Genomic DNA, 25,604 nt, shown 5'->3' on the forward strand with positions numbered 1-25,604 from the left:
GCGCTACACGATCGATCCCGCGGACGTCGACGCGCTGCGCGGCGTGGACGGAATCTCGAGCATCCAGATCACGTTCGACGAGACGATCCTCCCCGAGCACCATGCGATGCCGCCGGGGGGCTTTCGGATCGCGATCGTGAACTGCTGGGATCTGCGGGCGGGATTGCTCGTGCGCGCGGCCCTGCGGCGGCTGTTCCGGAGCACGACACGGGCCGCAGGAACGTCCGCCGTTCCGCGACGATGAAGCGCTGCTCTTCGGCAAACTGGATGTTGGCGGCCGCCTCGGGGTTCGTCCGTAGCAGTCCGCGATACGCTTCATAGGCCGCCAAACTCTGGAACGAGATCAGGCCGTACGCCACGTCGTTCGTCCCTTCATGAGGCATCCAATACCCGATGAGGTCGCCGCCGCATTTCGGAATGATCGTCAGCCAGCGGCGCGCGTACGTTTCGAACGCATCCCGTTTGTGCGGCTCGAGCCGATACCGGATGAACACTGTGATCGCCATGTGCCCCCCCCGGTGTGATCAGGCGTGCGCCGCGGCGATGGCACGGCGCACATCGGCCACGGTCCGTTCCACGTCGTCGTCCGTAGTCCGCCAGTTGCAGACAGATACCCGCATCACGCGCATCCCGCGCCACGCGGCGCCGCCGAACCAGGCCTCGCCGCTTGCCTGGATGCGCAGGATCACGCCGTCGGTGGCACGGTCGTGGTCCCCGTCGGTGGCCGGGAATCGCACCAGTCCCTGGTTGATGACCGGCGCGGCGACGATCTCCGCGCCGGGGAGCGCCCCGATCTCTGTGACGAGACGCGCGGCATGTGCGCAGCAGCGGTCCACGATCGCGCCGATTCCCGAACGGCCCAGCGCCCGAATCACAGCGTAGACCGGAAACGCGCGGCCGCGGCGCGACCACTCCCGGTTCCAATCCTTCTGGCTCCGGACGTCCCCGTGCGGGACCGAATAGCTCGTACCTTGCGCGAACGCCGCCCGGTGGGCCGGCGGGTGCGCGACAAAGACGAGACCGGAGTCAAACGGCACGTTGAGCCACTTGTGGGCATCGGTGGCCCAGGAGTCCGCGAGGTCCGCGCCGTTGAGCAGATGACGGTAACGCCCGCCGGTGGCCACCCAGAGGCCAAACGCCCCGTCGACCCATGCACCGGCCTCATGAGCCACCGAACACGCGCGTTCAAACGGATCGAACACGCCGGTATTCAGATCACCCGCCTGGAGGCAGAGGACCGTTGGGCGGTCGCCGGCCCGGCTGAGTGCGTCCTCGAGCGCGCCGGCATCCATGCCGCCGGCGGCGCCCCGGACAGGCCCCGGCGCTCGACGTCCCAGCCGCGGTCCCACAGCAGCTTGTGCCTGGCGGCCGCCAGCGCCGTCGTATGCGCCATCTGGCACCCCGTCACGAAGGCGAAGGACGCCGATGGCGGAATGCCGAGCAACTCTCGCAACCAGCTGCCGCAGACCTCCTCGACCACGGCCTCGGCCGGGGACGTGAGATTGGAGGCGGCGTTCTGGTCCCAGGTGGACGTCAGCCAATCCGCCCCGAGCGCGACGGGCAGCGTGCCGCCGATCACCCACCCGAAGAACCGGCCGGTGGTGGATCCGACGAGACCCCCTTCGACGTCACGGACGAGGTCGTGGAGGATCTCCTCGGCGTCCGTGCCGGTCTCGGGTAGCGGCTTGCCCAACCGCCGGCGCAGGTCACCGACGGTCGCGGTCGCGGCCACAGGCCGGGACGGGGCCGTCTCCAGATATTCGGCGGCGTGGGCTACTGCGACATCGAGGACGTTGTCCATGCCCTCACCCCCAAGAGGCGTTCCAGCGCCCGTTCGCCCCTCGCCGTGAGCCGCACGGACCGATCGCTGAAAGCGCGCGTGATCCACGTGTCGGCGAGGAAGCGGTCGAGCAGAGCCTTGCCGAGGCTGCCGGCGAGATGCGGCCGGCGCTCGGTCCAGTCTGTGCACGCTCGAGCGAGCGCGCGGCGGCCGCGCCGGAGCGCGGACACATCGATCCCAAGGTCCTCGAAGAGCCGCTCGCCGCGCGCGGTCACGTGAAACTCCCCGCCGCCCGCGCGGAGCGCCCGGCGGCTCACCAGGGCGTCGGTGACCGCGACGCCGAGCCGTCCTGCGAGGTGGTCGTAGCAGGTTCGGGCTGTTCGGAGCCGCTCGATGGCGATGCCTTGGGTCAGCGCGATGATCCGCGGGGGCCGCGCCACCGGCAACAATGCTTCGATCGCGTGCGCCACCTCCCGGCCCGCGAGCCGGTAGCGCCGCTGGCGCCCGGAGGCGGTAACCGTCAGGAGCCCGCCCTCGGCGAGTTTGCGGAGGTGCGCGCTCGCGGCCTGCGGGGACGCGCCGCCTCGATACGCGAGCTCCGTTGCGGGCAGCGCGGCCCCGTCGAACAGCGCGAGCAACATCGCCGCCCGCACCCGGTCGCCGATGAGCGCGGCGACGCGCGCAATGTCGGGGTTCGGCGAGTACGCGGCGCGGCCTCGGGGCGTCACGCTCCCATTCTAAAGTACGGACATTACATTGTGTGGTGAAGTATGGCCGCACCTGCGGCGTGGGCCCGGAGGCGTGTTCATGTCCCAGCAAATCGAGCAGGGCTCGCGGCGGACCGACGAGAAGGGCGAACGGGCGCAGCCGACGTCGCGGCGGCAGCATCGGCGCGTGTGATTCACACGTGATTCAATGGGCGGTTCGAGGGAGGGCTCAGCCGGTATGGCCAGGACGCTTCCCAATTTGAAACAACGGTCGGCCGCGGTCACGGAGGGGCCGAACCGCGCCCCCGCGCGCGCGATGCTGCGCGCCACGGGTCTCAGCGACGAAGACTTAAATCGGCCGCTCGTCGGGGTCGCCTCGTCCTGGAACGAGGTCACGCCCTGCAACCTGCACCTGAACGTGCTCGCGCGGCACGTCAAGGACGGCATCCGCGCGGCCGGCGGGACTCCGATCGAGTTCACGACGATCGCCGTCAGCGACGGAATCTCGATGGGCTACGAAGGCATGAAGGCGTCGCTCGTCAGCCGGGACCTGATCGCCGATTCCGTCGAGCTGATGGTGCTGGCCGAGGGCTTCGACGCCATCGTCACGATCGCCGGGTGCGACAAGAGCCTGCCGGGGATGATGATGGCGATGGCCCGGCTGAACATCCCGTCCGTGTTCCTCTACGGCGGGACGATCATGCCCGGGAAGTTCGAGGGGCGCGACGTCTCGATCGTCGACGTGTTCGAGGCGGTCGGCAAGTTCGCGGCGGGGACGATGACGCCCGAGCAGCTCTATCAACTGGAATGCGCCGCCTGCCCGGGCGCGGGGTCGTGCGGCGGGATGTATACCGCCAATACCATGGCGTCGTGCTCGGTGGCGCTCGGCCTGGCGCTGCCCGGCAGCGAATCGATCCCCGCGCTCGATCCCCGGCGCCCCGAGATCTGCCGGCGGAGCGGCGAGGCGGTGATGCGCCTCTTGCGGGACGGCCTCCGCCCGCGGGACATCCTGACGCGGGAGGCCTTCGAGAACGCGATCACGGCCGAGACCGCGATGGGCGGCTCGACCAACGCGGTGCTGCACCTGCTGGCGCTGGCCCAGGAAGCGGGCGTGCCGCTTGCGCTGTCCGACTTCGACGTCATTCCGCGCCGCACGCCGCACATCGCGGACATGCATCCGGGCGGCAAATACATGATGGTCGACCTCGACCGGGTCGGGGGCGTCAGCGTGGTGCTGCGTGAACTGCTGGACGCCGGGCTGATCCACGGCCGGGCCATGACCGTGACCGGCCGGACGATGGCGGAGAACCTGGCGGAGGTGACGCGGCCTGCCGGTCAGGACGTCGTGCATCCGGCCGAGTCGCCGATCGCGCCGCACGGCACGCTCGCCGTTCTCAGGGGGACGCTGGCCCCCGAGGGCGCCGTGATCAAGACGGCGGGGCTCCGGCGGCAGTCCTTCCGCGGTCCGGCGCGCGTCTTCGAGCGGGAAGAAGACGCGTTGGAGGCGATTACAAAGCGCCGGGTGGCCCCCGGTGACGTGATCGTGATCCGGTACGAGGGACCGAAGGGCGGCCCCGGGATGCGCGAGATGCTAGCCGTCACCGGCGCCCTGGTCGGGGCGGGGCTCGGGGAAGCAGTGGCCCTCATCACGGATGGACGGTTCTCCGGCGGGTCCCACGGCTTTGCGATCGGCCACGTGGCACCCGAGGCGGCGCACGGCGGTCCGATCGCCGTCGTCCGCGACGGCGATATGATCGCGATCGACCTGCCGGGCCGGCGGCTGGATCTGGACGTATCGGCCGACGAGCGCGAGCGGCGCCTTCACGCCTGGACGCCGGCCGAACCGCGGTATCGGGCCGGGGCGCTGGCCAAGTACGCGCGTCTTGTCTCCTCCGCGGCGCAGGGAGCAGTTCCCCGGCCGTAGCGTTGGCGGGGCCCGGCGAGGGGTAAAATGACCGGGGTGACCCGCGATGATGCGACGTTTGACAGTCGCCTGTGGACTGCTCACTTTGGCCGTGGCGGTGGCCCTGGCCGTGCAGCCGGGGCACGCTCTCTTTGGCGCCCGATCCGGAGCCGGGGTGAAGATCGCCGCAATTCCGGACAAACCCGCCCCGTCGCCTCCGCCGCCCCATCCGCTACCGCCTGCGCCACAACCCCAGCCGCTGCACCGCGCGCCCGTCCAGACGCAGCCCGCGCCGTCGCCGGGCCGGGTGGTGCTGGAGCAGATCACCAACACGCTCCTGAATCTTCCGAGGGTGTTGACTCAGAGGGCGCGGCCGTCGGACGAGCATTGAGGTAGGGATTCGACGGTGGCATCCCGGGAACAGTTCCTGAGACAGCTGTGGGACGACGTGATCAATCCGAGCATGCAGGAGCGCTGGATTGACAACGCGGTGAGGGCATCCGGGCGAAGCCCCGATGCGCCGTTCGCGGACGTCGGCACGGTACTCACACGGTTGCTGGCGGCCGGCGCCGCGCGCCGGGACCTGAGTGTGATCGCCCGTTTTGCCGCGTATGAAGCCGTGTTCGGCACCCTCTACGCCCTGAGTGACCCGGGCGTGGAGGGCAACGACGTGGAGATGTTGCACGAGTCGCTCCTGTCCGCCGACCCAAGCGGCAGAGAGGGACGACCCGGGTCCGCGCCGCAGAAGTTACCGTCCTGACCTGACACCAAGCGCGGGACACGAGCCGCACATCCTTGCGGTGTGCTGAAGCAGCGGCCGAGCATCGGGGGGTATGCGCGGGATGCCTTCGCGGTCGACCAAAGTCGCCATCGTCACCGGGGCGGGGACCGGCGTGGGCCGGGCGGTGGCGCTGGCCCTGCTCAAAGCCGGGTACGCCGTGGCGCTGGCCGGACGGCGCAAGGCGCTGCTCGAGGCGACGGCCCGGGCCTCCAAGGCGCCGGCGTCGCGCCGCCTGGTCGTCCCGACCGACATTGCCGATCCGGCGTCCGTGCGGAGTCTGTTCGTGACGACCACGAAGGCGTTCAGGCGTCTCGATCTGCTGTTCAACAACGCCGGCCTCAACGCGCCCGGCATTCCGCTCGAGGACCTGACGCACGAGCAGTGGACGGCCGTCGTGAGCGTCAACCTGACCGGGACGTTCCTCTGCACCCAGGAGGCGTTTCGGGTGATGAAGAGCCAGACGCCGCGCGGCGGCCGCATCATCAACAATGGATCGATCTCCGTGCACGCCCCGCGCCCGAATTCCGCCCCCTACACCGCGACGAAGCACGCCGTCACCGGCCTGACCAAGTGCACGGCGCTCGACGGCCGCAAGTACGATATCGCCTGCGGGCAGGTCGACATCGGGAACGCCATCACGCCGATGACGGAGCGCATGGTGGAGGGCGTGGCGCAGGCCGATGGGACGATGCGTCCCGAACCGCGCATCGACCCCAAGTATGTCGGCGATGCCGTCGTGTACATGGCGGGGCTGCCGCTCGATACGAACGTCTTGTTCCTGACCGTGATGGCCACCAAGATGCCCTTCGTCGGGCGCGGGTGAACGGCGGGTTCGCCGCTACCACGGGATCGGCTTCCCATCGCGAAAGAAGCCGCCGGTCGGGCCGTCGTCCGGCAGCGTGGCCGCCCACACGATGCCCGCCGCGCCGTCGGCCACCGGGCGGCCGCCGGCGCCGCCCATGTCGGTGGCGACCCATCCGGGAGACACCGCGTTGACGAGAATGCGCGCCGGTTTGAGCTGCGCCGCCAGCATGAGTGTGAGCGCGTTCAGGGCGATCTTGGAGAGCGCGTACGCCGGAGCGCCTCCGTCCATGGAGGAGAGCGCGCCGGCGCCGCTGGAGACGTTCACGATCCTGCCGCGCCGGCTCCGCCGGAGGAGCGGGAGAAACGCCTGAGTGACCCGCCAGGGTCCGAGCGTGTTGGTCTCGAAGGCCGCGCGCACCTGGTCCAGATCGGCGTCCGCGGCATCCTGCCACGTGTCGTACAGAATCGCGGCGTTGTTGATGAGGACGTCGAGCCGGCCGGTCGAGCGCTCGACGGCGGCGGCCGCGGCTCGGACGCTCTCTTCATCGGCGACGTCCAGACGCTGCGCCCGCACCTCGCTGCCGCTTCGCCGGAGGGGCTCCGCCGCGGCGCGGGCCTTCTCTTCGCTGCGGGCGGACAGGATCACGACGAATCCCCGCTGACCCAGCTGCCGGCAGACCTCCAGCCCGATGCCTCGATTCCCGCCGGTCACCAGGGCGACTCTGCCCGCGGCGGGCATCGCCATCTCCTTTCGAGGTTCTGCAGGCCGTCGACGTTTCAGCTTGCCGGACTTCACCGGCGTACGGGACTTCGGCCAGCGGTAGACGGCACTCCTAGCGCGCGATCCGCCGCTTGCGGTAGGAGTCCCGGCGGTGGATCTTGCCGCCGCGAAACTCGAAGAGATCGCAGCCGCGCGACTCGATGCGGCTGCCGTCCGGCCGCGTGGCGACCATGGTCCACTCCGAGACGCCGCGCTCGCCGGCGACCGAGTGGCGGGCGTTCTGATAGCGGATGTCGGGGAGCAATTCGAAGAGATCGGCGTAGGCCTCCCGGACCTGGCCCTGGCCGACGTACCGGCGGCCCCACGGGTCCTCGCCCCCGGACGATTCGTAGACGCAGTCCGCCGTCATCATCTCCATGATCGCATCGAGATCGTGGCGGCTCCACGCGGCGATGTGGGCGACCAACAGATCGTGATACGTGTTCCCCCCGGGCCCCGGGGTCATGCCGCGGTCCTCCTCTCGGACGTCTCGGCCGTCTCGCTGGCTGCGGTTGTGCGCCGGCACTAATAGGTATGCGGCGGGCGCGCCGGGTCCCTCCATGGCGCCTGTCCCGCGCGAGGCGCGGGACAGGCCGGCGCCGCCCGGAACGGCAGGGCCGTCCCCGGGCGGACGCGAAGAGGAAGACCATCATGGCCGCACCGGCGACGCTCCACCTGTGGACGGGGTGGCCGCACGTGTTGCGCGCCCAGCAGTTCGATCCGCCGGCCCTCGACTGCGTCTTCCGCGAGGCCAAACTGGCCGAGGAAATCGTCAACAGCGGGGGCAGCAACCTCCTCAAGGGCAAGATCGTGCTCACGCTCTTTTACGAGCCGAGCACCCGCACGCGGCTGTCGTTCGAGTTTGCCACCTATCACCTCGGCGGCCGCGTGCTGTCGTCCGAGGCGGCGCGGGAATTTTCGTCGGCCGCCAAGGGCGAGTCGATCGAGGACACGATCCGCGTCGTCTGCCGTTACCGTCCCTCGGCGATCGTGATGCGCCACTACGAGGAGGGCGCCGCCGAACGCGCCGCGGCCGTCGCGGTGGAATCCCGCGCGGGGCGGCCCATCCCCGTGTTCAACGCCGGCGACGGGCCGGGCCAGCACCCCACCCAGGCACTGCTCGACGCGTACACGATCTGGCGCGTCCGCGGCACGCTGGAAGGCGCCACGGTCGCCGTGGCCGGCGACCTGCTCTACGGCCGCACCGCCCGCTCGCTCTGCTACCTGCTGGCGAAGTATCCCGGCGTGTCGATCCGGTTGATCGCCCCGCGGGCCGTGCAGATGAAGGACGATCTGCTGGCCTATCTGCGGCGGCACAAGGTGCCGGTGACGCAGACCGAGGATCTCGCCGGCGGGGTGCGCGGCGCGGACGTGCTGTACGTCACGCGCATTCAGAAGGAACGCTTCGGCGAGGCGAACGCCGCGGCGTACGAGGAGGTCCGGGACGCGTTTGCGGTGACGCCGGAGATCCTCGCCGGCCTCCCGCCGGACGCGATCGTGATGCATCCGCTGCCCCGGGTGGAGGGGCCGCACTCGGAACTGCCGATCGCGGTCGACGGGGATCCGCGCGTGGTGATCTTCGAGCAAACCGAAGCCGGGATGTACGTCCGCATGGCGCTGCTCAAGCTCGCCTGCGCCGTCGCCCCCGTCTTCCGCGAGGCGAACCCCGTCTCGCGCGGGGCGAGCGGCCGGTCGCGAGGCTGGGCCGGCCGGTAAGCCGATCCGCCCCGCCGTCTCCGATGCCGTCCGTCGTCCTTCGCTGGACCGAGTGGTCCGCCGATCCCCTCATCATCGCCGCGCTCGCCGCCACGGCGGCTGGGTATCTCGCCCTGACGCGGCGGTTCCCGCCGCGCGCGCTGGGGGGCCTCGGGCTCGGGCAGCCGCTCGCGTTTTGGGGGGGAGAGGCGGCGCTCGTCCTGGCACTGCTCTCGCCGATCGACGCCGGCGCGGCATACCTGTTCACGCTGCACATGCTGCAGCACATGCTGCTGACGCTGGTGGCGCCGGCGCTGTTCGCGCTGGCCGTGCCGCCGGGGCTGATCGGGTGGGCGTACCGGCGCCCGGCGGCGCGCCGGATCGTGCGCGCGGTCTGGAACCCCGTGCTCGCCTTCGTGGTGTTCAACGGGACGCTGCTGGCCTGGCATCTCCCCGCCGCGTACGACGCCACACTCCGCGCGCCGTGGGTGCACGCGGCGGAGCACCTCAGCTTCGTCGCGGCCGGGACGGTCTTTTGGGGCGTGATCGTCTCGCCGGCGCCGGCGCTCGTGCGCACGCCGCTCGGCCTGCGGTTCGCCCTCCTCATCGGGGCCGACGTCGTGAACTTCGTGCTGGGGTTCGCCCTCACGTTCGCGGGACACCCCTGGTACACCGCCTACACGGAGGTGCCGAGACTGTGGGGTCTCTCCCCCCTCGACGACCTGCACCTCGGCGGCGTCCTCATGTGGGTCATGGGCCAGATGATGTACGCGATCCCCGTGCTGATCCTGCTGAACGTGATTCTGTGGCGCGACGGCCGGACGATCCACCCCGCGACGGGTGATCGCCCCCGCGGCCGCCGCCGCGCCGGGGCGCGCTCGGCGACGGGGATGCTATGATGATGGGCGCCGCGGGCATCTGAGTCACGATCGGGGGTGCAGCACGTGACGGTACCGGCAGGAGGCCGCGGAGCGGCCGGAGGTCCCGCGCTAGACGGGGGAACGGCCGGCCGGGAACTGGCGACCACGACGCTGACGGGCGGACAGGCCCTGGTGCGGGCGCTGCGGACGCAGGGTGTGGACACGGTCTTCGGCCTGCCCGGCGTGCAGATGGATTGGGCCTTCGACGCGCTCTACGAGCAGCGGGAGGCGATCCGGGTCATCCACACACGCCACGAACAGGCGCTGTCGTACATGGCGGACGGCTACGCGCGGATCACCGGCCGCGCCGGCGTGTGCCTGATGGTGCCGGGGCCCGGCCTGCTCAACGCGCTCGCGGGTCTCGCGACGGCCTACGCCTGCTCGTCGCCGGTGTTGTGCGTTACCGGGCAGATCCCGTCCGCGCAGATCGGCAAAGGCCGCGGCCTGCTGCACGAGATCAAGCATCAACTGCGGGCGGCCGACTGCGTCACCAAGTGGACCGGCAGCGCCCGCCGGCCCGACGCCGTGCCCGGCCTGGTCCGCGAGGCATTCCGGCAGATGCTGACGGGACACCAACGGCCCGCGGCGATCGAGGTGCCCCCGGACGTGCTGCGGGAGCGGGCGGAGATGCCGGAGTGCCACGAGCGGGTCGAGCGCACGGTGCCCGCCCCCGACCCCGACGCAATCGAGCGCGCGGCCGCGCTGCTCGGCGCGGCGGAGCGGCCGCTCATCTTCGTCGGCGGCGGCATCGTCGCGTCGGGCGCGTCCGAGGCCCTGCGCGCCGTCGCCGAGATGCTCGAGGCTCCGGTGCTCATCTCGTCCAACGGCAAGGGCGCGCTTTCCGACCGCCACTACCTCGCCGAGCCCCTCCTCGCCGGCGCGGAGTTGTCCGGGTCGGCGGACGCGGTGCTGATCGTGGGTACGCGCTTCTACCAGCCGGCGAGCTCCGACTGGGGACCCCGCGGGCAGCCGTGCGTCCAGATCGACATCGATCCGGACGAGATCGGACGGAACCGCCCGGCGACGGTCGGGATCGTCGCCGACGCGGCCCCGGCGCTCGCCGCGCTGGCGGAGGGTCTTGCCGCGCACAACCGCGTGCGCCCGTCCCGCAAGGACGAACTCGCCGCGCTGAAGCAGCGCATGCGCGCGCGGATGGATTCGGTGCTGCCCCAGGCGGCGTACGGGGCGGCGATTCGCGACGCCCTCCCCGAGGACGGCGTCGTCGTGAGCGAGATGACGCAGGTCGGGTACTGGTCGAACATCGGCTTCCCGGTCTACCATCCCCGCACATACCTGACTATGGGGTATCAGGGCACGCTCGGCGCCGGGTACGCGATCGCGCTGGGCGCGTACGCCGGCGCCGCCGGGCGGCCGGTCGTGGCGCTCTGCGGCGACGGCGGGTTCCTGTACAACGTACAGGAGCTCTCGACCGCGGTCCGGCACCGGCTGAACGTCGTCGCCGTCGTCTTCCGCGACGGGGCCTACGGCAACGTCAGGCGGATCCAGCAGGACCGCTTCGGCGGCCGCTTCATCGCGTCGGATCTCCTCAACCCCGACTTCGTCCGGCTGGCCGAGTCCTTCGGGGCCGCCGGCCGCCGCGCGGACGGGCCGGAGCAGCTGCGGGAGGCGCTGCGCTGGGCGCTCCGCCAGGACGCGCCGGCGCTGATCGACGTGCCGGTCGATCCGATGCCGGACATGTGGCCGGTGCTGCGGCCGGGGTATCGCGGCTAGCGGGGGTCAAGGCCGAACACACCGGCCCGTCGAAGCGTTCCGCGTGGCCGGCGCACTCCTCTCCGTGGCGCACGTCTCCAAGTCCTTCGGGGGCGTCGCCGCGGTCCGCGACGTTTCGATCGACGTGGCGGGCGGGGAGATCCGCGGACTGATCGGTCCGAACGGCTCCGGCAAGACCACGCTGCTCAATCTGATCGGCGGCCAGGAGCGGCCGGATCGCGGCGACATCCGCCTCGACGGGCACCTCACGGGCACCCTCGCGCCGGACGCGCTCGCGGCGCGCGGGCTTGCGCGCACGTTCCAGCTGCCGCGCATCTTTCGCTCGATGACGGTGCTCGAGAACCTCCTGGTCCCGGCCGCCGCGGACCACCGCGGCGACGCCGGCGCATTCCGCCGGCTAGTCCCGGGTCAGCGGGGCGCGGCCGGGCAGGCCGGGCACCGGCGCGCGCATGATTTGCTCCGTCTGGTGCGCCTCGACGGACTTGCCGGCGCGGAGGCGCGCACGCTGTCGGGCGGGCAGGCGATGCTGCTGCAGCTCGCGCGCTGCCTCGCGCAAGAGCCGCTCGTGCTGTGTCTGCTGGACGAGCCGTTCGCGGGCGTGCATCCGGCGATCAAAGATGTGATGGTGAACGCCATTCACGAGATGAATCGCACCCGGGGCGTGACGTTTCTTGTCGTCAGCCACGAGATGCCCACGCTCGGGCGCCTCGCCGGCCGCGTCTCGGTCATGCACAACGGCGAGTGCATTGCCGATGGATCCCTCGACCGCGTGGCCGGCGATCCGAAGGTGATCGAAGCGTACCTCGGGACGGCCGGGACCGGCGTGGCCGCGGGACCGATGTGATGCACACCGGCGCCGCGCTGCGCGTTGAACAGGTCGTCGCCGGGTACCAGCCGGAGATCGACGTCCTGGCCGGAGTCACGCTCGGCGCCGCCCCGGGCCGGATCACGGCCGTGATCGGGCCGAACGGGGCCGGCAAATCGACCGTGCTGCGGGTGGTGTTTGGCCTCGTGCCGGTGCGCGCCGGCCGCGTGCTGCTGAACGGGCGGGACCTGGCGGGCCTCCGGCCGGACGCCCGCAAGCGGCTCGGGATCGGCTACGTGCCGCAGGGCGCGAGCACGTTTCCGCAGATGACCGTGGACGAGACGCTGCGGCTCGGGGGATGGACGCTGCGCCGAAATCCGTCCGCCCTGCGGGCCCGGCTCGCGCACGTGTACGAGCTGTTCCCCGCCCTCGGGCCGTTGCGCCGCGCACGGACGACGGTGTTGAGCGGCGGGCAGCTGCGCCTGCTCTCCGTCGCCAAGGAACTCGTGGCCATGCCGTCGCTGCTGCTCGTGGACGAGCCGACGGCCGGGCTGGCGCCTCGCGTGGCCGGCGACGTGTACGCGCTCCTCGAGCACAGCCGGGCCTTGGGCATCACCGTGCTGCTCGTCGATCAGAACATCGTCGAGGCGGTGCGGATCGCCGACGACGTCTACCTGCTCGGGATGGGCCGGGTCCAGCGGGAAGGCCCGCGCACGTCGTTCGCCGCGGATCTGGCGGGAATCGTCCGCTCGGCGCTGGTCGGAAAACCGGACGGAGGTGGACAATGAGACGGGCTGTGCTGTGGGTCGTGATGGCCGCGCTCGCCGCGGCCGTCGTCGTGCAGGTACGGGGCGCCGGATGGGCCGCTCCGGGTCCGATCGCCCTGGGCGTGCTGACGCCCCTGTCGCCTCCGGGCGACGCGTCGGCGGGCCAGTTGATCCAGCGCGGCGCCGACCTCGGGGTGGCCTACATCAACGGCGTGATGGGCGGTGTGTTTGGGCCCAAGACGTCGTGCAGCCTGCCGGCCACCCCGGTGCGGCTGGCCGTGGAAGACGACAGCGGAACCCCGGAGAAGGCCGTCGCCGGCTTCCGGCGGCTCGTCACGGAAGGCCATGCCGTCGGCGTGTGGGGCCAGTTCCACAGCTCCGCGATGCTCGCGGCCGCGCCGCTCGCGGACGAGCTCGGGGTGCCGTTCATCTCGACGCAGGCGTCCGCCGGGGACATCACCGGGAAGCACTTCGCCGCGGTGTTTCGCACGCATGCGATCGATCCGGACCGCGCCCGCGCGTGGGTTGGGTTCATCCGGGCGCAGGGCTGGCACAAAGTCGCGATGCTCGCCGAGAACACCGACTACGGCATCGGCCTCATCGAGGCGACCAAAGCGGAAATCGCCGCGCGCAAACTGCCCATCACGCTCGATACGGTGCTTTTCGACCGCACATCCGCCGACCTCACGCCGCAGCTCCTCAAATTCAAGGCCGCCCGGCCGGACATCGTGTTGAACGTGGGCGTAGGGACGCCGGCGTATCTGATCGCGAAGCAGGCGCACGACGTCGGTCTGTTTCCGCAGACGCCGATGCTGGGGTCGTACGACTTCCCGGTGCGCCCCGAGTACTGGAAGAACCTCGGCCCGGGCGGCAATTATCTGCTGTTCATCTCCTACTACCATCCGCGGATGGCGCTCTCGGCCCTCGGCAGGTGGGCGGCGCTGGAGTACGCGCGGCGGTACCACGACACCGCGATTTATTCCAACCTGAACTCGTTCGGCGACGCGATCATCCTGGCCGAGGCGATGAACCAGGCGTGCAGCGCCGATCCCAAACGGATCATCACGCAGCTCGAGCGCGGCCGGTTCGACACGTGGATCGGCACCGGCGCGACGTTCCCGCGGGCGGCGGGGCCGGCCTGGCACCAGTGGTCGCCGCCGCTCATCATTCTGCAGTACACGAAGGTTGACGAGACCTACGACCAGACGTCGATCCTCTACCCGCCGGCGATGCGGACGGGAGCGTACACGCCCGCCCGGTAGGGTGAGGCGGTCCCCCCGACCGCGCGCCGCGTCGCCGATGGAGCCGACCCTCCTCACCCAGTACGTCCTGGCGGGGCTCGTCATCGGGGCGATCTACTGCCTGATGGCGGTGGGGATCACCTTCATCTACAGCGTCGTCCGCATGATCAACTGGGCGATGGGTGAGTTCTACATGATCGGCGGGTACGTGCAGTACCTGCTGATCGACTCCTGGCTCGGGCCCCAGCGCTGGTACCTCGCCGTGCCGCTCGCCGCGGGGAGCGTGGCGCTGCTCGGCATGGCCGTGCAGCGGGTGCTCCTGCGGCCGATGTTCACCGGCACCCTGGAGCGGCTCGACGAGTACGCGACGATCGTCACGATCGCGCTGACCGTTCTCCTCCGTAATCTCGCCATCGTTATCTTCGGGCCGTACCAGTTCTCGCCGCCGGACTACGCGCCGCCGGTCCAGCTCGGCCCGCTGCCGCTCAACGGCAGCCGGTTCGTCGCGTTTCTCGGCGCGGTCGTCCTGCTGGGGCTGTTCGCGTTCGCCGTCCGCCGCACGTGGTTCGGCCTCGCGCTGCGCGGCGTGGCGCAGAACCGCCTGGGCGCCGTCACCGCGGGGATCGACCTCGGGCGCATCGACATGCTGGCGTTCGGCATCGGGGTCGGCCTGGCCGGGGCCGCCGGCGCGCTGCTGGCGCCGGTGTTCCTGGTGTATCCGGAGAGCGGGGCGCTGAGCACCGTCAAAGGGTTCGAGATCATCGTGATCGGCGGGCTCGGCTCGCTCCCGGGGAGCATCGTCGGCGGACTGCTCTTGGGGCTCGTAGAGAGCCTCGGCTCGGTGCTGCTCTCGCCGTCGTTCCGGGACGTGTACGGGTTCGGCGCGCTCTTGTTGATTCTCGCGCTGCGCCCGACGGGGCTGTGGGGCGAGCGGGCGCGCGAGGCGTAGGCGCGCCGATGCGCGGCCCCGATGACGCGTAGGGCGCTCGCCGGCGCCGGTCTGGCCGCCGCGGCGCTCCTGCCGCTCGCGCTCGGCGCCTACCACGTCCACGTGCTGACCGTGGCGCTGTACTACGTCGTGCTCGCGTCCTCGTGGAACCTGCTCGCGGGCTATACCGGACTGTTCTCGCTTGCCCACCACGTCTTTGCCGGCATCGGGGCCTACACGTCGGCGCTGCTCGTGCTGCGCTCCGGACTGCCGATTCCCGTGGGGGTCGCGGCCGGCGCCGCGGCGGCTTGCGCGGTTGGATTCGCGCTGGGGAGCGTGACGCTCCGCTTGCGCACCCTGTATCTCGCGCTGGCGACGTGGGCGTTCGCGGAGTCGACCCGCGTGGCGGTGTCGATGGAATACGGGATCACGCGCGGCGACCTCGGCCTCGCCGTCCCGAAGCTGTTTCCGGGGGCCGGCCCTACGCCGTACTACGAGGTGTTCCTGGCGTGCGCGGCCGCGGCGGTGGCGGGCCTCGCGTGGCTGCTGCGGTCGCCGATCGGGTACCGGCTCCGAGCGATCCGCGACGACGAGGGCGCGGCGCGGGCCGCGGGCGTCAACACGGTCCGGTGGAAGCGGTTCGCGTTCGCGGTCGCGAGCGGCGCGGCCGGTGCGGCCGGCGCGCTCTACGGCCACTACATCGGCCTCCTCAGCCCCGTGGCGATGAAGTTCGATGAGATGGCGCTCATTATCATCATGGTGATCCTCGGCGGCCAACGGACGCTCGCGGGGCCCGTGCTCGGCGCCGTCACGGTGGAAGTCGTGTCGGAGGGACTGCGCGCGTACGGCGAGATCCGCATGGTGATCTTCGCCCTTGTCGTGCTGGCGGTGATGCGGCTGTATCCGCCGGGGCTCGCCGGGCTGCTCCGCGCGGCGGGCTCCCGGCTGCCCCGCCGCCGCGCTCCCGTCGCCCGCCGGTACGCCTGAAGACGAGGACGGCGCGGCGAGGAGCGGCGGCGTCCACGACGAATAGCGCTCCATAGCGGCACGGAGGAGGGTACCCGATGCATCTCACCGAGGCGGTGCGCGCCATCACGCCGTCGATGACCATCGGCATGGACGACCGCGCCCGGCGGCTGCGCCGCCAGGGGGTCGACGTGATCAGCTTCGCCGCGGGCGAGCCCGACTTCGACACGCCGGCCTCGATCAAGGAGGCGGCGATCGCCGCGATCCGCGAAGGGTTCACCAAGTACACCGCGCCGGCCGGCATTCCGGAGCTCCGGGCGGCGGTCGCATCACACCTGCGCGAGACCTACGGGGCCGCGTACGCGCCGGAGGAGATCGTCATCACCGCGGGCGGGAAGCCCGCGCTGTACTTCGCGCTCCGCGCGATCTGCGAGCCCGGCGACGAGGTGCTGATCCCGGTGCCGGCATGGGTGTCCTACGCCGAGCAGGTGCGGCTGGCCGGCGCGCGGCCGGTGTTCGTGCCGACCGACGCGGCGACCGCGTGGCAGCCCCTGCCCGACCGCGTGGCCTCGCTCGTCACGCCGCGCACCCGCGCGATCATCCTCAATTCGCCCCACAACCCGACCGGGACCGTCTACGACCGCGATACGCTCGACGGCATCGTGAGCCTCTCCGACCGGCACGAGTTCTATCTCGTGAGCGACGAGATCTACGAGAGCATGGTCTACGACGGCGCGCGCCACCTCTGCGTCCCGGCGGTGTGGCCCGCCGCCCGCGACCGGATCCTGCTGCTCAACTCGATGTCCAAGACCTACGCCATGACCGGCTGGCGGATCGGCTACGCCGCCGCGCCGCGGCCGATCGCCGCGGGCCTGGAAGCGCTGCAGGGTCATCTCGCCGGCAACCCCAACTCGATCGCGCAGAAGGCCGCGTTCTACGCGCTGACGGCCGGCGTCGATCCCAAGGGGATGGTCGAGGAATACGACCGGCGGCGCCGGTACATCGTCGGCCGGCTCAACGACATCGCCGGGGTCTCGTGCGGCACGCCGCGGGGCGCCTTCTACGCGTTCCCGGACGTGCAGGAGCTGCTGGGGCGTTTCGGCGCGCCGGCGACGTCACTTGCGCTCGCCGAGCGCCTGCTCGACGAGGTCCACGTCGCGGTCGTGCCCGGCGAGGCGTTCGAGGCCCCCGGTTTTCTCCGGTTCTCCTACGCGACGTCGATGGAGCGGATCCGCGAGGGCGTGGACCGCATTGCGAAGATGCTGACCCCGTTCGCGGCCAAGGTCTGAGCCGGCCGGTGACGCGGGTCGCACGGTAGGGGGTCGCGCACCATGATGACGGTTACCCCGTTCCAGGTGGAGCCGCTGTACGACTTTGCGCAGCCCGCCGCCCGGCAGGCGATGGAGGAGGCGATTCGCGAGGTCGGCGCCCAACTGGGGCGTGAGTTCCCGTTGTTGATCGGAGCGCGCGAGGTCCGGTCGGGCGCCGCGTTCCGGTCGATCAACCCGTCGGAGGCCGAGCAGACGGTCGCCGTCGTGCAGCAGGCGTCGGCCGAGCACGTCGAGCAGGCGGTCGAGGCCGCGCTGCGCGCGTTCGAGTCGTGGCGGTGGGTGCCGGCCGCGGAGCGGTGCGCGCTCTTTCTCCGCGCGGCGGCGATCCTCCGCCGCCGGCGGCTTCAGGCGGCCGCGTGGATGAGCTTCGAGGTCGGCAAGAACTGGGCCGAGGCGGACGCCGACGTGGCCGAGGCGATCGACTTTACGGAGTATTACGCGCGCGAAATTCTCCGGTACGCGGAGGGCCGGCCGCTGCCGCCGCTCGCCGGCGAGATGAGCGAGTACCAATACATCCCGCTCGGCGTGGTGGCCGTGATCTCGCCGTGGAATTTTCCCCTCGCGATTCCCTCGGGGATGGCGCTCGGCGCCATGGTCTCCGGCAACACGGTCGTGATGAAGCCGGCCAGCGACTCCGCGGCGACCACGTATCTGATCGCGAAGGCGCTGCGCGAGGCCGGGCTGCCCGCGGGCGTCCTCAACCTCCTGCCGGGCTCCGGCGGCGTGGTCGGCGAGGCCCTGGCCAACCACCCCAGGGTCCGGATGATCGCGTTCACGGGCTCGAAGGAGGTCGGCACGCACCTGTTCGAGGCGGCGGCCAAGACGCCGCCCGGCCAGATCTGGCTCAAGCGGATCATCGCCGAGATGGGCGGCAAGAACGCGATCGTTGTCGACGACGACGCGAACCTCGACGCGGCCGCCGCCGGGATCATCGCCTCCGCCTACGGGTATCAGGGCCAGAAGTGCTCGGCCGGCTCCCGGGTCGTCGCCACGCCCCGCGCGTACAGACGCGTGACGGAGATGATCGTGGAGCGCGCCAAGTCTCTCTCGATCGGCCCGGGCCCGGAGAACTTTCCCGTGGGGCCTGTCATCAACGCGGCGGCCGAGCGCAAGATCCTCGACTACGTCGAGGTGGGACGGCGGGAGGCCCGGCTCGCCGCCGGCGGGGCGCCGGCCCGGGACGGCGGGTTCTACATCGCGCCGACGGTGTTCGTCGACGTCGCCCCCGACGCGCGGATCGCGCAAGAAGAGATCTTCGGGCCCGTCATCGCGGCGATCCCGGCGCGCGACTTCGACGACGCGCTGCGCATCGCCAACGGCACGGCGTTCGGCCTCACCGGGTCGGTGTACTCACTCAACCCCGAGAAACTGGCGAAGGCCCGCCGCGAGTTCATGTGCGGCAACCTGTATCTCAACCGCAAGTCCACCGGGGCGGTCGTCGGCAGCCATCCGTTTGGCGGCTTCAACATGTCGGGCACCGACAGCAAGGCGGGCGGACCGGACTACCTGCTCAACTTCCTGCAGCCGAAGGTCGTCGCGCACCGGTACGTCTAGGGCGAGGACTTCGCGGTGCGGTGCGGCCGATGGCATGTTTCCGCGCGGTCCCGGCCGGTGCTCCGGCGCGCCCCAGCCAGGACCGCACGTCTCCCTCGGTCACACCGAGTGCAGCCGCGTACCATCAGCGCGGCGCCTCCTCGCTCAACACGGGCTCGCTCGCGCGGGCGGGCGCCACACGACGGCTCCATGCGGCCAGCACACGCGAGATCAGGCCCGGGGCCGCGCCGGAGGCTCTTGCCACACGCTCGGCGAGCGCGATCCGCTGCGCCTCGCGCAGGTACTCGGCCTGCCGTTCCTTCGTCAATAATTCCAGTATCGACGGATGCCACATGGCACACCTCCTCGCTTTTGAGGCAGAAAGGGCAGGACGACGCGAACTCGCCCCAATAGGGAACAGGTCGAACGGCCAAAGAAAGGCCGGCGGAAAATGAACAACCGCGGGTTCATCGCCCGCGGCCGGAGTCAATGCCAGCTAACGCGTGGAACTACGCGAGGCAATACCCCGGGCGGACGGCGAGCGCGGCCATCATGCAAGTATCGGTCATTTGCTCGCCTCCTCGGAGTGAAGTTAGTTTCGTCATTATGACACGGACCTGTCGTTTTTGTCAATGCCGAACACGCTACCGAATTTCCGCTTGAGATCAATACGGCGCATCACGCCTCCACGAGTTGAAACCGGCCGCGGCGATGGGCCGCCAGCGGCACGAGCCGCCAGCGGCCGTATCCCACGAACGCCGCAAGGAGTCCCACCGTCGCCGGGATCAGCGCCGATATCCCGCCGCCCGCCACCACCGTGAACGCGGTCGCGCCCACCATGACGATCACAAGTCCGGCGGCGGCGAGCGGCGTCAGGCTCGGCCGGATGCGCAGAAGACCCGGAAGAACGAGGCCCATCGCCCCGAGCATCTCGGCCGTCCCGGTGAACCGCAGGAACCAGCCGGGCAACGACGTCTGCTTGGTCAGCGCGTCAAGGGGGAGCGCCAATTTCACGCCGCCGGCGAACAGGAAGAGGACCGCGAGCGTCGCCTGCGCGATCCACAGCGCGTAGGTCATGAACGGTCCTCCTTCACGAGAACTCAGGGCCGCCGATACCGGCATGGTGCACCTCCTTCGAGCCTCTTTTCACTGCATAGTCGATCGGAGGGGTCCGATATCGACACGGCGCTGGTGAATCGATGGGGGATTTCCCTACCCCCCGTCGGACTCACGTGCAGCGTTCAGCACACCCCGGGCTTCAAGGTCTTCACGAACGCGGCGGGCCCTCAGGGACAGGCCGCCACTGCTTCGATCTCCAGCAGATACTCGGGCGTGGCGAGGCTCGCCACGACGAGGAAGGTGTTCGGCGGGAAGTAGCTGCCGAAGTATCGCGCGCGAACCTCCGCGATCTTCTGCCGGTAGGCGACGCTGGTCGTGTACGTGGTCAGTTTCACGACCTGGTCCGGCGTGGTGCCGGCGGACGCGAGCACGGCCTTGAGGTTCTCGAACACCTGCACCGCCTGAGCTTCGATGTCGCCGCGGCCGACGAGGGTGCCGTCCGCGTCCTGCGCCACCTGGCCGGCCACGAAGACCAGATCACCTGCTTTGGCCGCGTGCGAGTACCCCGTGGTCTTGTGCATGCCCCGAACGGTGACGTCCTCGCGCTTCATCCGTATCCCCTCCTCGGGCAGGCTTCCCGGCGCGCCTGCGGAAATGCCTGGGCTGATGTCCCTGGCCGACCTGCTTCTGGGGAAGCCGTTGCCGTCCTCCGAGGAACGCGCGGAGCGGGTCGGCCCCGGCGCCGGTATCGGTATCTTCGGACTCGACGCGCTCAGTTCCGCGGCCTACGGTCCGGAGGCGGCGCTCACGCTGCTCATGCCGCTCGGCGCGCTCGGCATCGTCTACATGCTGCCGATCAGCGTGAGCATCATCGCGCTGTTGTCGATCGTCTACTTTTCCTACCGCCAGACGATCGCCGCGTACCCGACGGGCGGCGGGTCCTACACCGTTGCGCGCACGAACCTTGGTGCGACGGCGGGCCTGTTCGCCGCGTCGGCGCTGTTGATCGACTACGTGCTGACCGCCGCGGTCGGCATCTCGGCCGGAGTGGGGGCGCTCGTGTCCGCGATGCCGTCCCTGCAGCGGCACACCCTCCTGTTGTGTCTGGTGATCCTGGCCGCGATCACGACCGTCAACCTGCGAGGCGTGCGGCAGGCCGGGGCCGTGTTCATGTGGCCGACCTACGCGTTCGTCGTGATCCTGCTCGGCGCCATCGCCCTGGGCGTGGCCAAGACGCTCGCGGCCGGCGGCCACCCCGCCGCGGTGGTGGCGCCGCCGCCGTTGGGGCCGCCGGCCGCGGCCGTGAGCGCGTGGCTGCTCCTGCAGGCGTTCGCCAACGGCTGCACGGCGATGACGGGCGTCGAGGCGGTCAGCAACGGGGTGCGCGCGTTCCGCCAACCCGTGGTGCAGTCGGCCCAGCGGACGCTCAGCGTGATCATCGGCCTCCTGATCCTGATGCTGGCGGGGATCGCCTATCTCGCCCGCGTCTATCAGATCGGCGCGACGATCCCGGGGCAGGAGGGGTACCGGAGCATGCTGTCGCTGCTCCTCGCCGCCGTCGCCGGCACGGGCCCGCTCTACTACGTGGCGATGGCGTCGATCCTCTCGGTGCTGGTGCTCTCGGCGAACACCGCGTTTGCGGACTTCCCGCGGGTGACCCGGGCGATCGCGCAGAACGGCTATCTGCCGTACTTCGTCGCGCTGCGCGGCCGGCGCCTCGTCTACTCGTACGGTATCTACGTGCTCGCGGCGCTGTGCGCGCTGCTGCTGGTCGTGTTCGGCGGGGTGACCGACCGGCTGATCCCGCTCTTTGCCGTCGGCGCGTTCCTCGCGTTCACGCTGTCGCAGGCCGGCATGGTGATGCACTGGCGCCGGACCGGGGGCCCGCGGGCGCGGGTCAGCATGCTCGTGAACGGATTGGGGGCCGGGGCCACCGCGATAACCCTGGCCGTCGTGATGGTGGCGAAGTTCGCGTCCGGCGCGTGGGTGACGTTGGTGTTGATCCCGGCGCTCGTCGCGCTGATGCTGTCCATCCGCCGCCACTACCGCCGCGTCGGGGCGGAGGTCGCGACATCGGCGCCCCTCGACGCCACGGGGCTTCGGCCGCCGGTCGTCGTCGTGCCGATCGGCGGCTGGGACAAGCTCGCGCACAAGGCGCTGCGCTTCGCGATGAACATGTCGCCCGACGTCCACGTCGTGCACGTCGACGCCGGCGAGACGCCCGAGACGCTCCGGCGGCATTGGCCCCAGTTCGTCGAAGGCCCCGCGGCACAGGCCGGCCTGCCGGCGCCGCGGCTCGTGGTGCTGCCCTCTCCGTATCGTTACGTGATTCTGCCGATCCTGGACTACGTCGCCCACGTGGAGGCGGCGTACCCGGAGCGGCAGATCGTGGTCCTGATCCCGGAGATGGTCGAGCCGCACTGGTACCATTATCCGCTGCACAATCAGCGCGCGGAGCTGCTGCGGGCGCTCCTGCTGTTGCAGCACAACGAGCGGATCAGCGTCGCGAGCGTCCCGTGGTATCTCCGGGCGTAGGAGGCGGCCGCGCGCGGTACCCGGCTCACTTGACGACGGTGGTCTCCGCGGCTCCCTTCGGAATCAGCTCGGCGGCCCCAATGCGTGCGGGCGCCGGGCTCCGGTTGACCAGAGCGTGCACGTCCCCCGGGACCTCGAGGAAGCTCTCGCCCGCCTTGACGACGCGCTCGCCGCCCGCGCGTTGGAGGACGAGCTGGCCGGTGATGACCGTGACCAGGACAGGTCCGCCGTGGACGTGACGCGCCGTCGCGCTCCCCGGCGGGAAGTCAACCACGAACTCGTAGAGATCATAGACCCCGGCCGTCACCGGGATGGGGAACGCGGCCACGGTCACCGTGGCCGGCGAATACGGGTGCTGATTGGCGGTGACCGCGCCAATGACCGGGCCCACGGCGAGAATCGCCACGGTGCGCAACAGGACCTGCAGACGCCGGACGGGCATTGAGCGACTCCTTCGCCGCATCGGTCGCGGCGGTGCTCGTCGGTTGCCGTCACCGAGCCGCCCTTGGAGCTAGGCCGCGGCCTCTCGGGCGATCACGACGGTCGTGCACGAACTGCTCAATTTCGGGAGATCGCGGGCGGCCGCAAGGCGGACCGGCAGCGTGACCCGGTCTCCCCGGACGATCGGGCAGTAGATGTCGGGCGCAAGCAACGCCCCATGCAGCCGGCGTCTCCCGGCACAGCCCCCGTGGCACGCGTCGCGGAACTCGCAGGGCCGGCAGGCCTCGGGCAACCTGCGCGTCTGCTCAAACGGGGGGGTGTTCAAGATCCCCACGCCGACCGGCAGCAGGCCAGCCAGCGGCTCACCGGGGCCCGGCCAGTACACGCACGGCTGGGTGGTGCCGCGCGGGGTGACGCGCACCGTGGCCACCCCGCATCCACCCGCGAGCGGCGGCAGGCCGGCGATGGCCCGAACGAGCGGCTCGCCGACGGCAACGACGTCGGTTTGGGCGAAGAGAGCGCGAAAGCCGTCCCAATATTCCTGGTACGCGAGCGCGTAGGCGTCGGACCGGACGGCCTGGTAGACGTTGACGCGCAGGGGGGCCTCGAACCTTTTGGCCACGCGCGCCACATCCGCCAGGCGCAGGTAGTTCGACTTCATCATGACCGCAACGATCGTGACGGGGACTCCGAGTCCGACGCAGCGTGCCGCCTGCTCGTGGATTAGCGCCCAGTTGCCGGCGCCCCGCTGCGCGTCCTGTTCTTCTTCGGTCGGATAGTCGAGCGAGAACTCGATGTCGTGGAACGCGCGTAGCTCGGCGTCCGCGAGGACCGCCGCGCTGTATCCATTCGACGTCATGGTGAGCTTGATCGGTTGGGTGCGCAGGTACGCCAGAATTGCCTGGAAGTCGGGGTGCAGCCCGTTCTCGCCCGTGCCCAGGTTCACCGAACGCACCGGGAGCCGCTCCATGACGGCCTTCACCTGGTCCACCGTAAGTCTGTCCGTGCGCGTGGGATCACGATAGCAGAAGGCGCACGCGAGGTTGCACTCATTGGTCAGGCCGAGGCCCAGGGCAATCCCGTCGCCCCGCGCCGCCGGCCGCTCCGACATTTGTGAGGCCGAACCGCCCGCATCGTTCATCGTGCGCCTCCTTCTGCACAGGCGTGCAGACGGATGCTCCGTCTCGCCAGCACCTGCGTGTAACGCGCGATCGCCGAGAACTCGGCGCGCGCCCCGAGCGCGCGTTCCAGGGCGACGACGCGGCTTGGGTCGGCGTCGCGCGCGGCGGGCGGCGGGAGAAAGTCAAACACGATGCGGACGCCGCGCTCGGCGACGGGCTCGAGCGACGCTCGGGCCAGCATCGTCCGCAGCTCTTCCGGCGTGAACAGGCGGACCCGGTCGCCGTAGAGCGACTCCTCGGCGCTCGTGCTCGTCAGGGCGCGCTCCGCGGCGGCAAGGTCACCGGACTGCACCACCGTCTTCAAGACCTCGCCGGCCCGGTTGCGCGCCACCACGGACAGGACGGCGGTGGGATCGGGACGCAACACGCGGACGGCGCCGCGCAAGACCAACCCTGGATCCGCCGTGTACTCCAGCACGTGGTGACACACGACCACGTCGAACCAATCCGCGGGGAACAGGGATGTCGCGGCGGCGACGTCGCCCCGGGTCAGCGTGAGGCTGCCGGACACCCCGGCCCGCCGCGCCGCCCGATCCGAAATCTCGAGCATCTCGGGCGAACGATCCACCAGGGTGACGTGAAATCCGAGGCCGGCGAGGCGCACGGCGAGCTCGCCCGTACCGCTCCCGAGGTCGAGCGCCCGCCGCGGCGCGACGGTCGCCTGCGGCAGGAACTCCTGGAGATTCGCGAACGCGAGAGCGCAGCGAAGCCGCCCCGCGGGCGTCTCGAGATACGCGGCATACTTCTCCGCGCCGCGGTGAAAGCGCTGGTCGTCGGCCGTGACGGCGGCGCTGCTCATGAGAGCAGCCTGACCAGGCGACCCCATGCTCCGGGGTCGGGGGTCTTCCCCAGGCGCCGCAGCAGGACCGCGTCGAGTCCCAGGCTGCGACCCGGACGGTACAGGAAAAACAGGAGCTGCACAACGATCAGGAACCCGTAGGTCCACGGCCATTCGTGCGGAGCGCGATACAATCCCAACCACAGGTTGACCGCCGCCAACAATCCGAGGAACGCCCCAAGCCGGCTGAAGAGTCCGAGAATCAGCGTGACGGCGATCAGCACCTCCGACAGGTATACTTGCGGCGCGAACAGGTAGAAATGCGGTTGGACGACGTTTCTCACGAAATCTCGATGCCAGGCAAACGCCGCGTACTGTGCCATCTCCCCGACCCAAAACCGCAACCCCCCGGTGCCGTCCGCCCGGGTGGTGTACGTCGGCGGAAGTTTCCACAGCGTCTGCGTCCACCACATGGTGCCGATGGAAAAGCGCGCGACCCAACTCCAGAGGTGGATGGCGGCGCGCTGGTTTGGGTCCCGGCGCAAATTGATCCACGCCGCGAGACCGCCGGCAACCAGGAGGATCCAGAACGCGCCCGTCGTCCACCGGGGCTGCGTCAGAAACCCGATCGCGTCGGCAACTGGAGTTGTCCGCATGCGGGTCGGCTCCTAGAAGTGAAGAAGTCGGGCGGTTCCTCCCGCGATGAGCCCCAGACATGCCACCGAAAGAGCGGTCACGACCAGGACCCGCGCGGGTGGAGTGAGCGAACCAACTGGAATCGTCGCGTTTGCGCGTAAAGATCTGATAAAGGGCCCGGATGGCCGCCGCCCAGCACCGGTGCCCGTGGCGTCACCGCTACCAGCGCCGAAGCGGCTGCGCCGGCGCGTCAGCCATGGGTCGGTGGGGCCGCGGTGGGCGGAGGGGCCGCCGGCTCCCCGGCCGGAACCGCGCCCGGGCC

At 70.6% G+C, this 25,604-nt stretch carries 27 protein-coding genes and 1 pseudogene; 15 read left to right on the plus strand and 13 right to left on the minus strand.

What is annotated here, in order from left to right; all coding sequences use genetic code 11:
• A partial coding sequence (locus VGZ23_00965) for a hypothetical protein (GenBank protein HEV2356178.1) occupies positions 1-244 on the plus strand: 244 nt, incomplete at its 5' end.
• Here the strand turns inward: VGZ23_00965 and VGZ23_00970 are convergent.
• The 4 genes and pseudogenes from VGZ23_00970 to VGZ23_00985 all read right to left on the minus strand — a co-directional run bounded on the left by VGZ23_00970 (position 207) and on the right by VGZ23_00985 (position 2,508).
• A pseudogene (locus VGZ23_00970) lies at positions 207-506 on the minus strand (NIPSNAP family protein). The gene VGZ23_00965 and the pseudogene VGZ23_00970 sit on opposite strands and share 38 nt — an antisense overlap.
• 18 nt (positions 507-524) lie before the next feature.
• Positions 525-1,292, minus strand: coding sequence for a pyridoxal-dependent decarboxylase (locus VGZ23_00975; protein HEV2356179.1), 768 nt, complete (start codon positions 1,290-1,292; stop codon positions 525-527).
• Positions 1,211-1,801: a pyridoxal-dependent decarboxylase gene (locus tag VGZ23_00980; GenBank protein HEV2356180.1), complete on the minus strand. Its 591-nt coding sequence runs from the start codon at positions 1,799-1,801 to the stop codon at positions 1,211-1,213. Before VGZ23_00980 ends, VGZ23_00975 begins: the two co-directional genes overlap by 82 nt.
• Positions 1,774-2,508, minus strand: a complete 735-nt coding sequence (locus tag VGZ23_00985) for a helix-turn-helix transcriptional regulator (protein HEV2356181.1) — start codon at positions 2,506-2,508, stop codon at positions 1,774-1,776. The genes VGZ23_00980 and VGZ23_00985 overlap by 28 nt, the downstream gene beginning before the upstream one ends.
• Before the next feature lie 217 nt (positions 2,509-2,725).
• On the opposite strand from VGZ23_00985, the gene ilvD reads away from it, so the two are divergent.
• The 3 genes from ilvD (at position 2,726) to VGZ23_01000 (ending at position 5,994) form a co-directional block, all read left to right on the plus strand.
• Positions 2,726-4,411 carry a dihydroxy-acid dehydratase gene (ilvD, locus tag VGZ23_00990; GenBank protein HEV2356182.1) on the plus strand — a complete coding sequence of 562 codons (1,686 nt, stop codon included), beginning with the start codon at positions 2,726-2,728 and terminating at the stop codon, positions 4,409-4,411.
• A gap of 385 nt (positions 4,412-4,796) precedes the next feature.
• Positions 4,797-5,150 carry a hypothetical protein gene (locus VGZ23_00995; protein ID HEV2356183.1) on the plus strand — a complete coding sequence of 118 codons (354 nt, stop codon included), beginning with the start codon at positions 4,797-4,799 and terminating at the stop codon, positions 5,148-5,150.
• An 82-nt stretch (positions 5,151-5,232) separates the two neighbouring features.
• Complete coding sequence (locus tag VGZ23_01000) at positions 5,233-5,994, plus strand: SDR family oxidoreductase (protein HEV2356184.1); 762 nt, start codon at positions 5,233-5,235, stop codon at positions 5,992-5,994.
• 15 nt (positions 5,995-6,009) lie between these two features.
• Here VGZ23_01000 and VGZ23_01005 read toward each other — a convergent pair whose 3' ends face one another.
• The gene (locus tag VGZ23_01005; GenBank protein ID HEV2356185.1) at positions 6,010-6,720 is read right to left on the minus strand and encodes an SDR family oxidoreductase; all 711 of its coding nucleotides are present in this window, start codon (positions 6,718-6,720) and stop codon (positions 6,010-6,012) included.
• Between the two features lie 88 nt (positions 6,721-6,808).
• The gene (locus VGZ23_01010; protein ID HEV2356186.1) at positions 6,809-7,201 is read right to left on the minus strand and encodes a nuclear transport factor 2 family protein; all 393 of its coding nucleotides are present in this window, start codon (positions 7,199-7,201) and stop codon (positions 6,809-6,811) included.
• Positions 7,202-7,386: 185 nt separating this feature from the next.
• Between VGZ23_01010 and pyrB the strand changes: the two genes are divergently transcribed.
• From pyrB to pruA, 10 genes are all read left to right on the plus strand, one after another.
• On the plus strand, positions 7,387-8,451 hold the full coding sequence (pyrB, locus tag VGZ23_01015; protein HEV2356187.1) for an aspartate carbamoyltransferase: 1,065 nt from the start codon (positions 7,387-7,389) through the stop codon (positions 8,449-8,451).
• Between the two features lie 23 nt (positions 8,452-8,474).
• Positions 8,475-9,329 carry a cytochrome c oxidase assembly protein gene (locus VGZ23_01020; protein ID HEV2356188.1) on the plus strand — a complete coding sequence of 285 codons (855 nt, stop codon included), beginning with the start codon at positions 8,475-8,477 and terminating at the stop codon, positions 9,327-9,329.
• 45 nt (positions 9,330-9,374) lie between these two features.
• A complete protein-coding gene (locus VGZ23_01025) occupies positions 9,375-11,081 on the plus strand; it encodes a thiamine pyrophosphate-dependent enzyme (protein HEV2356189.1) in 1,707 nt (568 codons plus the stop codon).
• A gap of 43 nt (positions 11,082-11,124) precedes the next feature.
• The gene (locus tag VGZ23_01030; protein ID HEV2356190.1) at positions 11,125-11,925 is read left to right on the plus strand and encodes an ABC transporter ATP-binding protein; all 801 of its coding nucleotides are present in this window, start codon (positions 11,125-11,127) and stop codon (positions 11,923-11,925) included.
• Positions 11,925-12,674 carry an ATP-binding cassette domain-containing protein gene (locus VGZ23_01035; GenBank protein ID HEV2356191.1) on the plus strand — a complete coding sequence of 250 codons (750 nt, stop codon included), beginning with the start codon at positions 11,925-11,927 and terminating at the stop codon, positions 12,672-12,674. The genes VGZ23_01030 and VGZ23_01035 overlap by 1 nt, the downstream gene beginning before the upstream one ends.
• Entirely contained in the window at positions 12,671-13,915 is a 1,245-nt protein-coding gene (locus tag VGZ23_01040; GenBank protein ID HEV2356192.1) for an ABC transporter substrate-binding protein, read from the plus strand. Before VGZ23_01035 ends, VGZ23_01040 begins: the two co-directional genes overlap by 4 nt.
• 37 nt (positions 13,916-13,952) lie before the next feature.
• On the plus strand, positions 13,953-14,843 hold the full coding sequence (locus VGZ23_01045) for a branched-chain amino acid ABC transporter permease (GenBank protein ID HEV2356193.1): 891 nt from the start codon (positions 13,953-13,955) through the stop codon (positions 14,841-14,843).
• A gap of 21 nt (positions 14,844-14,864) precedes the next feature.
• Positions 14,865-15,809 carry a branched-chain amino acid ABC transporter permease gene (locus tag VGZ23_01050; GenBank protein ID HEV2356194.1) on the plus strand — a complete coding sequence of 315 codons (945 nt, stop codon included), beginning with the start codon at positions 14,865-14,867 and terminating at the stop codon, positions 15,807-15,809.
• A gap of 77 nt (positions 15,810-15,886) precedes the next feature.
• Positions 15,887-17,077: a pyridoxal phosphate-dependent aminotransferase gene (locus tag VGZ23_01055; protein ID HEV2356195.1), complete on the plus strand. Its 1,191-nt coding sequence runs from the start codon at positions 15,887-15,889 to the stop codon at positions 17,075-17,077.
• A gap of 42 nt (positions 17,078-17,119) precedes the next feature.
• Complete coding sequence (gene pruA / locus VGZ23_01060) at positions 17,120-18,673, plus strand: L-glutamate gamma-semialdehyde dehydrogenase (protein HEV2356196.1); 1,554 nt, start codon at positions 17,120-17,122, stop codon at positions 18,671-18,673.
• Positions 18,674-18,797: 124 nt separating this feature from the next.
• On the opposite strand, the gene VGZ23_01065 is transcribed toward pruA, so the two are convergent.
• From VGZ23_01065 to VGZ23_01075, 3 genes are all read right to left on the minus strand, one after another.
• Complete coding sequence (locus VGZ23_01065) at positions 18,798-19,007, minus strand: hypothetical protein (protein ID HEV2356197.1); 210 nt, start codon at positions 19,005-19,007, stop codon at positions 18,798-18,800.
• Between the two features lie 323 nt (positions 19,008-19,330).
• Complete coding sequence (locus VGZ23_01070; GenBank protein ID HEV2356198.1) at positions 19,331-19,729, minus strand: DoxX family protein; 399 nt, start codon at positions 19,727-19,729, stop codon at positions 19,331-19,333.
• 209 nt (positions 19,730-19,938) lie between these two features.
• Positions 19,939-20,322 carry a RidA family protein gene (locus tag VGZ23_01075; protein ID HEV2356199.1) on the minus strand — a complete coding sequence of 128 codons (384 nt, stop codon included), beginning with the start codon at positions 20,320-20,322 and terminating at the stop codon, positions 19,939-19,941.
• Positions 20,323-20,365: 43 nt separating this feature from the next.
• On the opposite strand from VGZ23_01075, the gene VGZ23_01080 reads away from it, so the two are divergent.
• The gene (locus VGZ23_01080; GenBank protein ID HEV2356200.1) at positions 20,366-22,246 is read left to right on the plus strand and encodes an APC family permease; all 1,881 of its coding nucleotides are present in this window, start codon (positions 20,366-20,368) and stop codon (positions 22,244-22,246) included.
• Between the two features lie 25 nt (positions 22,247-22,271).
• On the opposite strand, the gene VGZ23_01085 is transcribed toward VGZ23_01080, so the two are convergent.
• The 4 genes from VGZ23_01085 to VGZ23_01100 all read right to left on the minus strand — a co-directional run bounded on the left by VGZ23_01085 (position 22,272) and on the right by VGZ23_01100 (position 25,302).
• Positions 22,272-22,688, minus strand: a complete 417-nt coding sequence (locus VGZ23_01085; protein HEV2356201.1) for a cupin domain-containing protein — start codon at positions 22,686-22,688, stop codon at positions 22,272-22,274.
• Between the two features lie 69 nt (positions 22,689-22,757).
• Complete coding sequence (locus VGZ23_01090; GenBank protein HEV2356202.1) at positions 22,758-23,828, minus strand: radical SAM protein; 1,071 nt, start codon at positions 23,826-23,828, stop codon at positions 22,758-22,760.
• Positions 23,825-24,667, minus strand: a complete 843-nt coding sequence (locus tag VGZ23_01095) for a methyltransferase domain-containing protein (GenBank protein ID HEV2356203.1) — start codon at positions 24,665-24,667, stop codon at positions 23,825-23,827. Before VGZ23_01095 ends, VGZ23_01090 begins: the two co-directional genes overlap by 4 nt.
• On the minus strand, positions 24,664-25,302 hold the full coding sequence (locus VGZ23_01100; GenBank protein ID HEV2356204.1) for a TQO small subunit DoxD: 639 nt from the start codon (positions 25,300-25,302) through the stop codon (positions 24,664-24,666). Before VGZ23_01100 ends, VGZ23_01095 begins: the two co-directional genes overlap by 4 nt.
• Between the last annotated feature and the right edge of the window lie 302 nt (positions 25,303-25,604).

It is taken from the genome of bacterium, assembly GCA_035945995.1.
Taxonomy (GTDB): Bacteria; Sysuimicrobiota; Sysuimicrobiia; order Sysuimicrobiales; family Segetimicrobiaceae; genus DASSJF01.

Bases quoted from the DNA above. Each gene is read 5' to 3' on its own strand.
- VGZ23_00975 (HEV2356179.1), bottom strand. From the start codon at position 1,292: ATGGATGCCGGCGCGCTCGAGGACGCACTCAGCCGGGCCGGCGACCGC.
- VGZ23_00980 (HEV2356180.1), bottom strand. From the start codon at position 1,801: ATGGACAACGTCCTCGATGTCGCAGTAGCCCACGCCGCCGAATATCTG.
- ilvD (HEV2356182.1), top strand. From the start codon at position 2,726: ATGGCCAGGACGCTTCCCAATTTGAAACAACGGTCGGCCGCGGTCACG.
- VGZ23_01000 (HEV2356184.1), top strand. From the start codon at position 5,233: ATGCCTTCGCGGTCGACCAAAGTCGCCATCGTCACCGGGGCGGGGACC.
- VGZ23_01005 (HEV2356185.1), bottom strand. From the start codon at position 6,720: ATGGCGATGCCCGCCGCGGGCAGAGTCGCCCTGGTGACCGGCGGGAAT.
- VGZ23_01010 (HEV2356186.1), bottom strand. From the start codon at position 7,201: ATGACCCCGGGGCCCGGGGGGAACACGTATCACGATCTGTTGGTCGCC.
- pyrB (HEV2356187.1), top strand. From the start codon at position 7,387: ATGGCCGCACCGGCGACGCTCCACCTGTGGACGGGGTGGCCGCACGTG.
- VGZ23_01020 (HEV2356188.1), top strand. From the start codon at position 8,475: ATGCCGTCCGTCGTCCTTCGCTGGACCGAGTGGTCCGCCGATCCCCTC.
- VGZ23_01035 (HEV2356191.1), top strand. From the start codon at position 11,925: ATGCACACCGGCGCCGCGCTGCGCGTTGAACAGGTCGTCGCCGGGTAC.
- VGZ23_01040 (HEV2356192.1), top strand. From the start codon at position 12,671: ATGAGACGGGCTGTGCTGTGGGTCGTGATGGCCGCGCTCGCCGCGGCC.
- VGZ23_01045 (HEV2356193.1), top strand. From the start codon at position 13,953: ATGGAGCCGACCCTCCTCACCCAGTACGTCCTGGCGGGGCTCGTCATC.
- VGZ23_01050 (HEV2356194.1), top strand. From the start codon at position 14,865: ATGACGCGTAGGGCGCTCGCCGGCGCCGGTCTGGCCGCCGCGGCGCTC.
- VGZ23_01055 (HEV2356195.1), top strand. From the start codon at position 15,887: ATGCATCTCACCGAGGCGGTGCGCGCCATCACGCCGTCGATGACCATC.
- pruA (HEV2356196.1), top strand. From the start codon at position 17,120: ATGATGACGGTTACCCCGTTCCAGGTGGAGCCGCTGTACGACTTTGCG.
- VGZ23_01065 (HEV2356197.1), bottom strand. From the start codon at position 19,007: ATGTGGCATCCGTCGATACTGGAATTATTGACGAAGGAACGGCAGGCC.
- VGZ23_01070 (HEV2356198.1), bottom strand. From the start codon at position 19,729: ATGACCTACGCGCTGTGGATCGCGCAGGCGACGCTCGCGGTCCTCTTC.
- VGZ23_01075 (HEV2356199.1), bottom strand. From the start codon at position 20,322: ATGAAGCGCGAGGACGTCACCGTTCGGGGCATGCACAAGACCACGGGG.
- VGZ23_01080 (HEV2356200.1), top strand. From the start codon at position 20,366: ATGCCTGGGCTGATGTCCCTGGCCGACCTGCTTCTGGGGAAGCCGTTG.
- VGZ23_01085 (HEV2356201.1), bottom strand. From the start codon at position 22,688: ATGCCCGTCCGGCGTCTGCAGGTCCTGTTGCGCACCGTGGCGATTCTC.
- VGZ23_01090 (HEV2356202.1), bottom strand. From the start codon at position 23,828: ATGAACGATGCGGGCGGTTCGGCCTCACAAATGTCGGAGCGGCCGGCG.
- VGZ23_01095 (HEV2356203.1), bottom strand. From the start codon at position 24,667: ATGAGCAGCGCCGCCGTCACGGCCGACGACCAGCGCTTTCACCGCGGC.
- VGZ23_01100 (HEV2356204.1), bottom strand. From the start codon at position 25,302: ATGCGGACAACTCCAGTTGCCGACGCGATCGGGTTTCTGACGCAGCCC.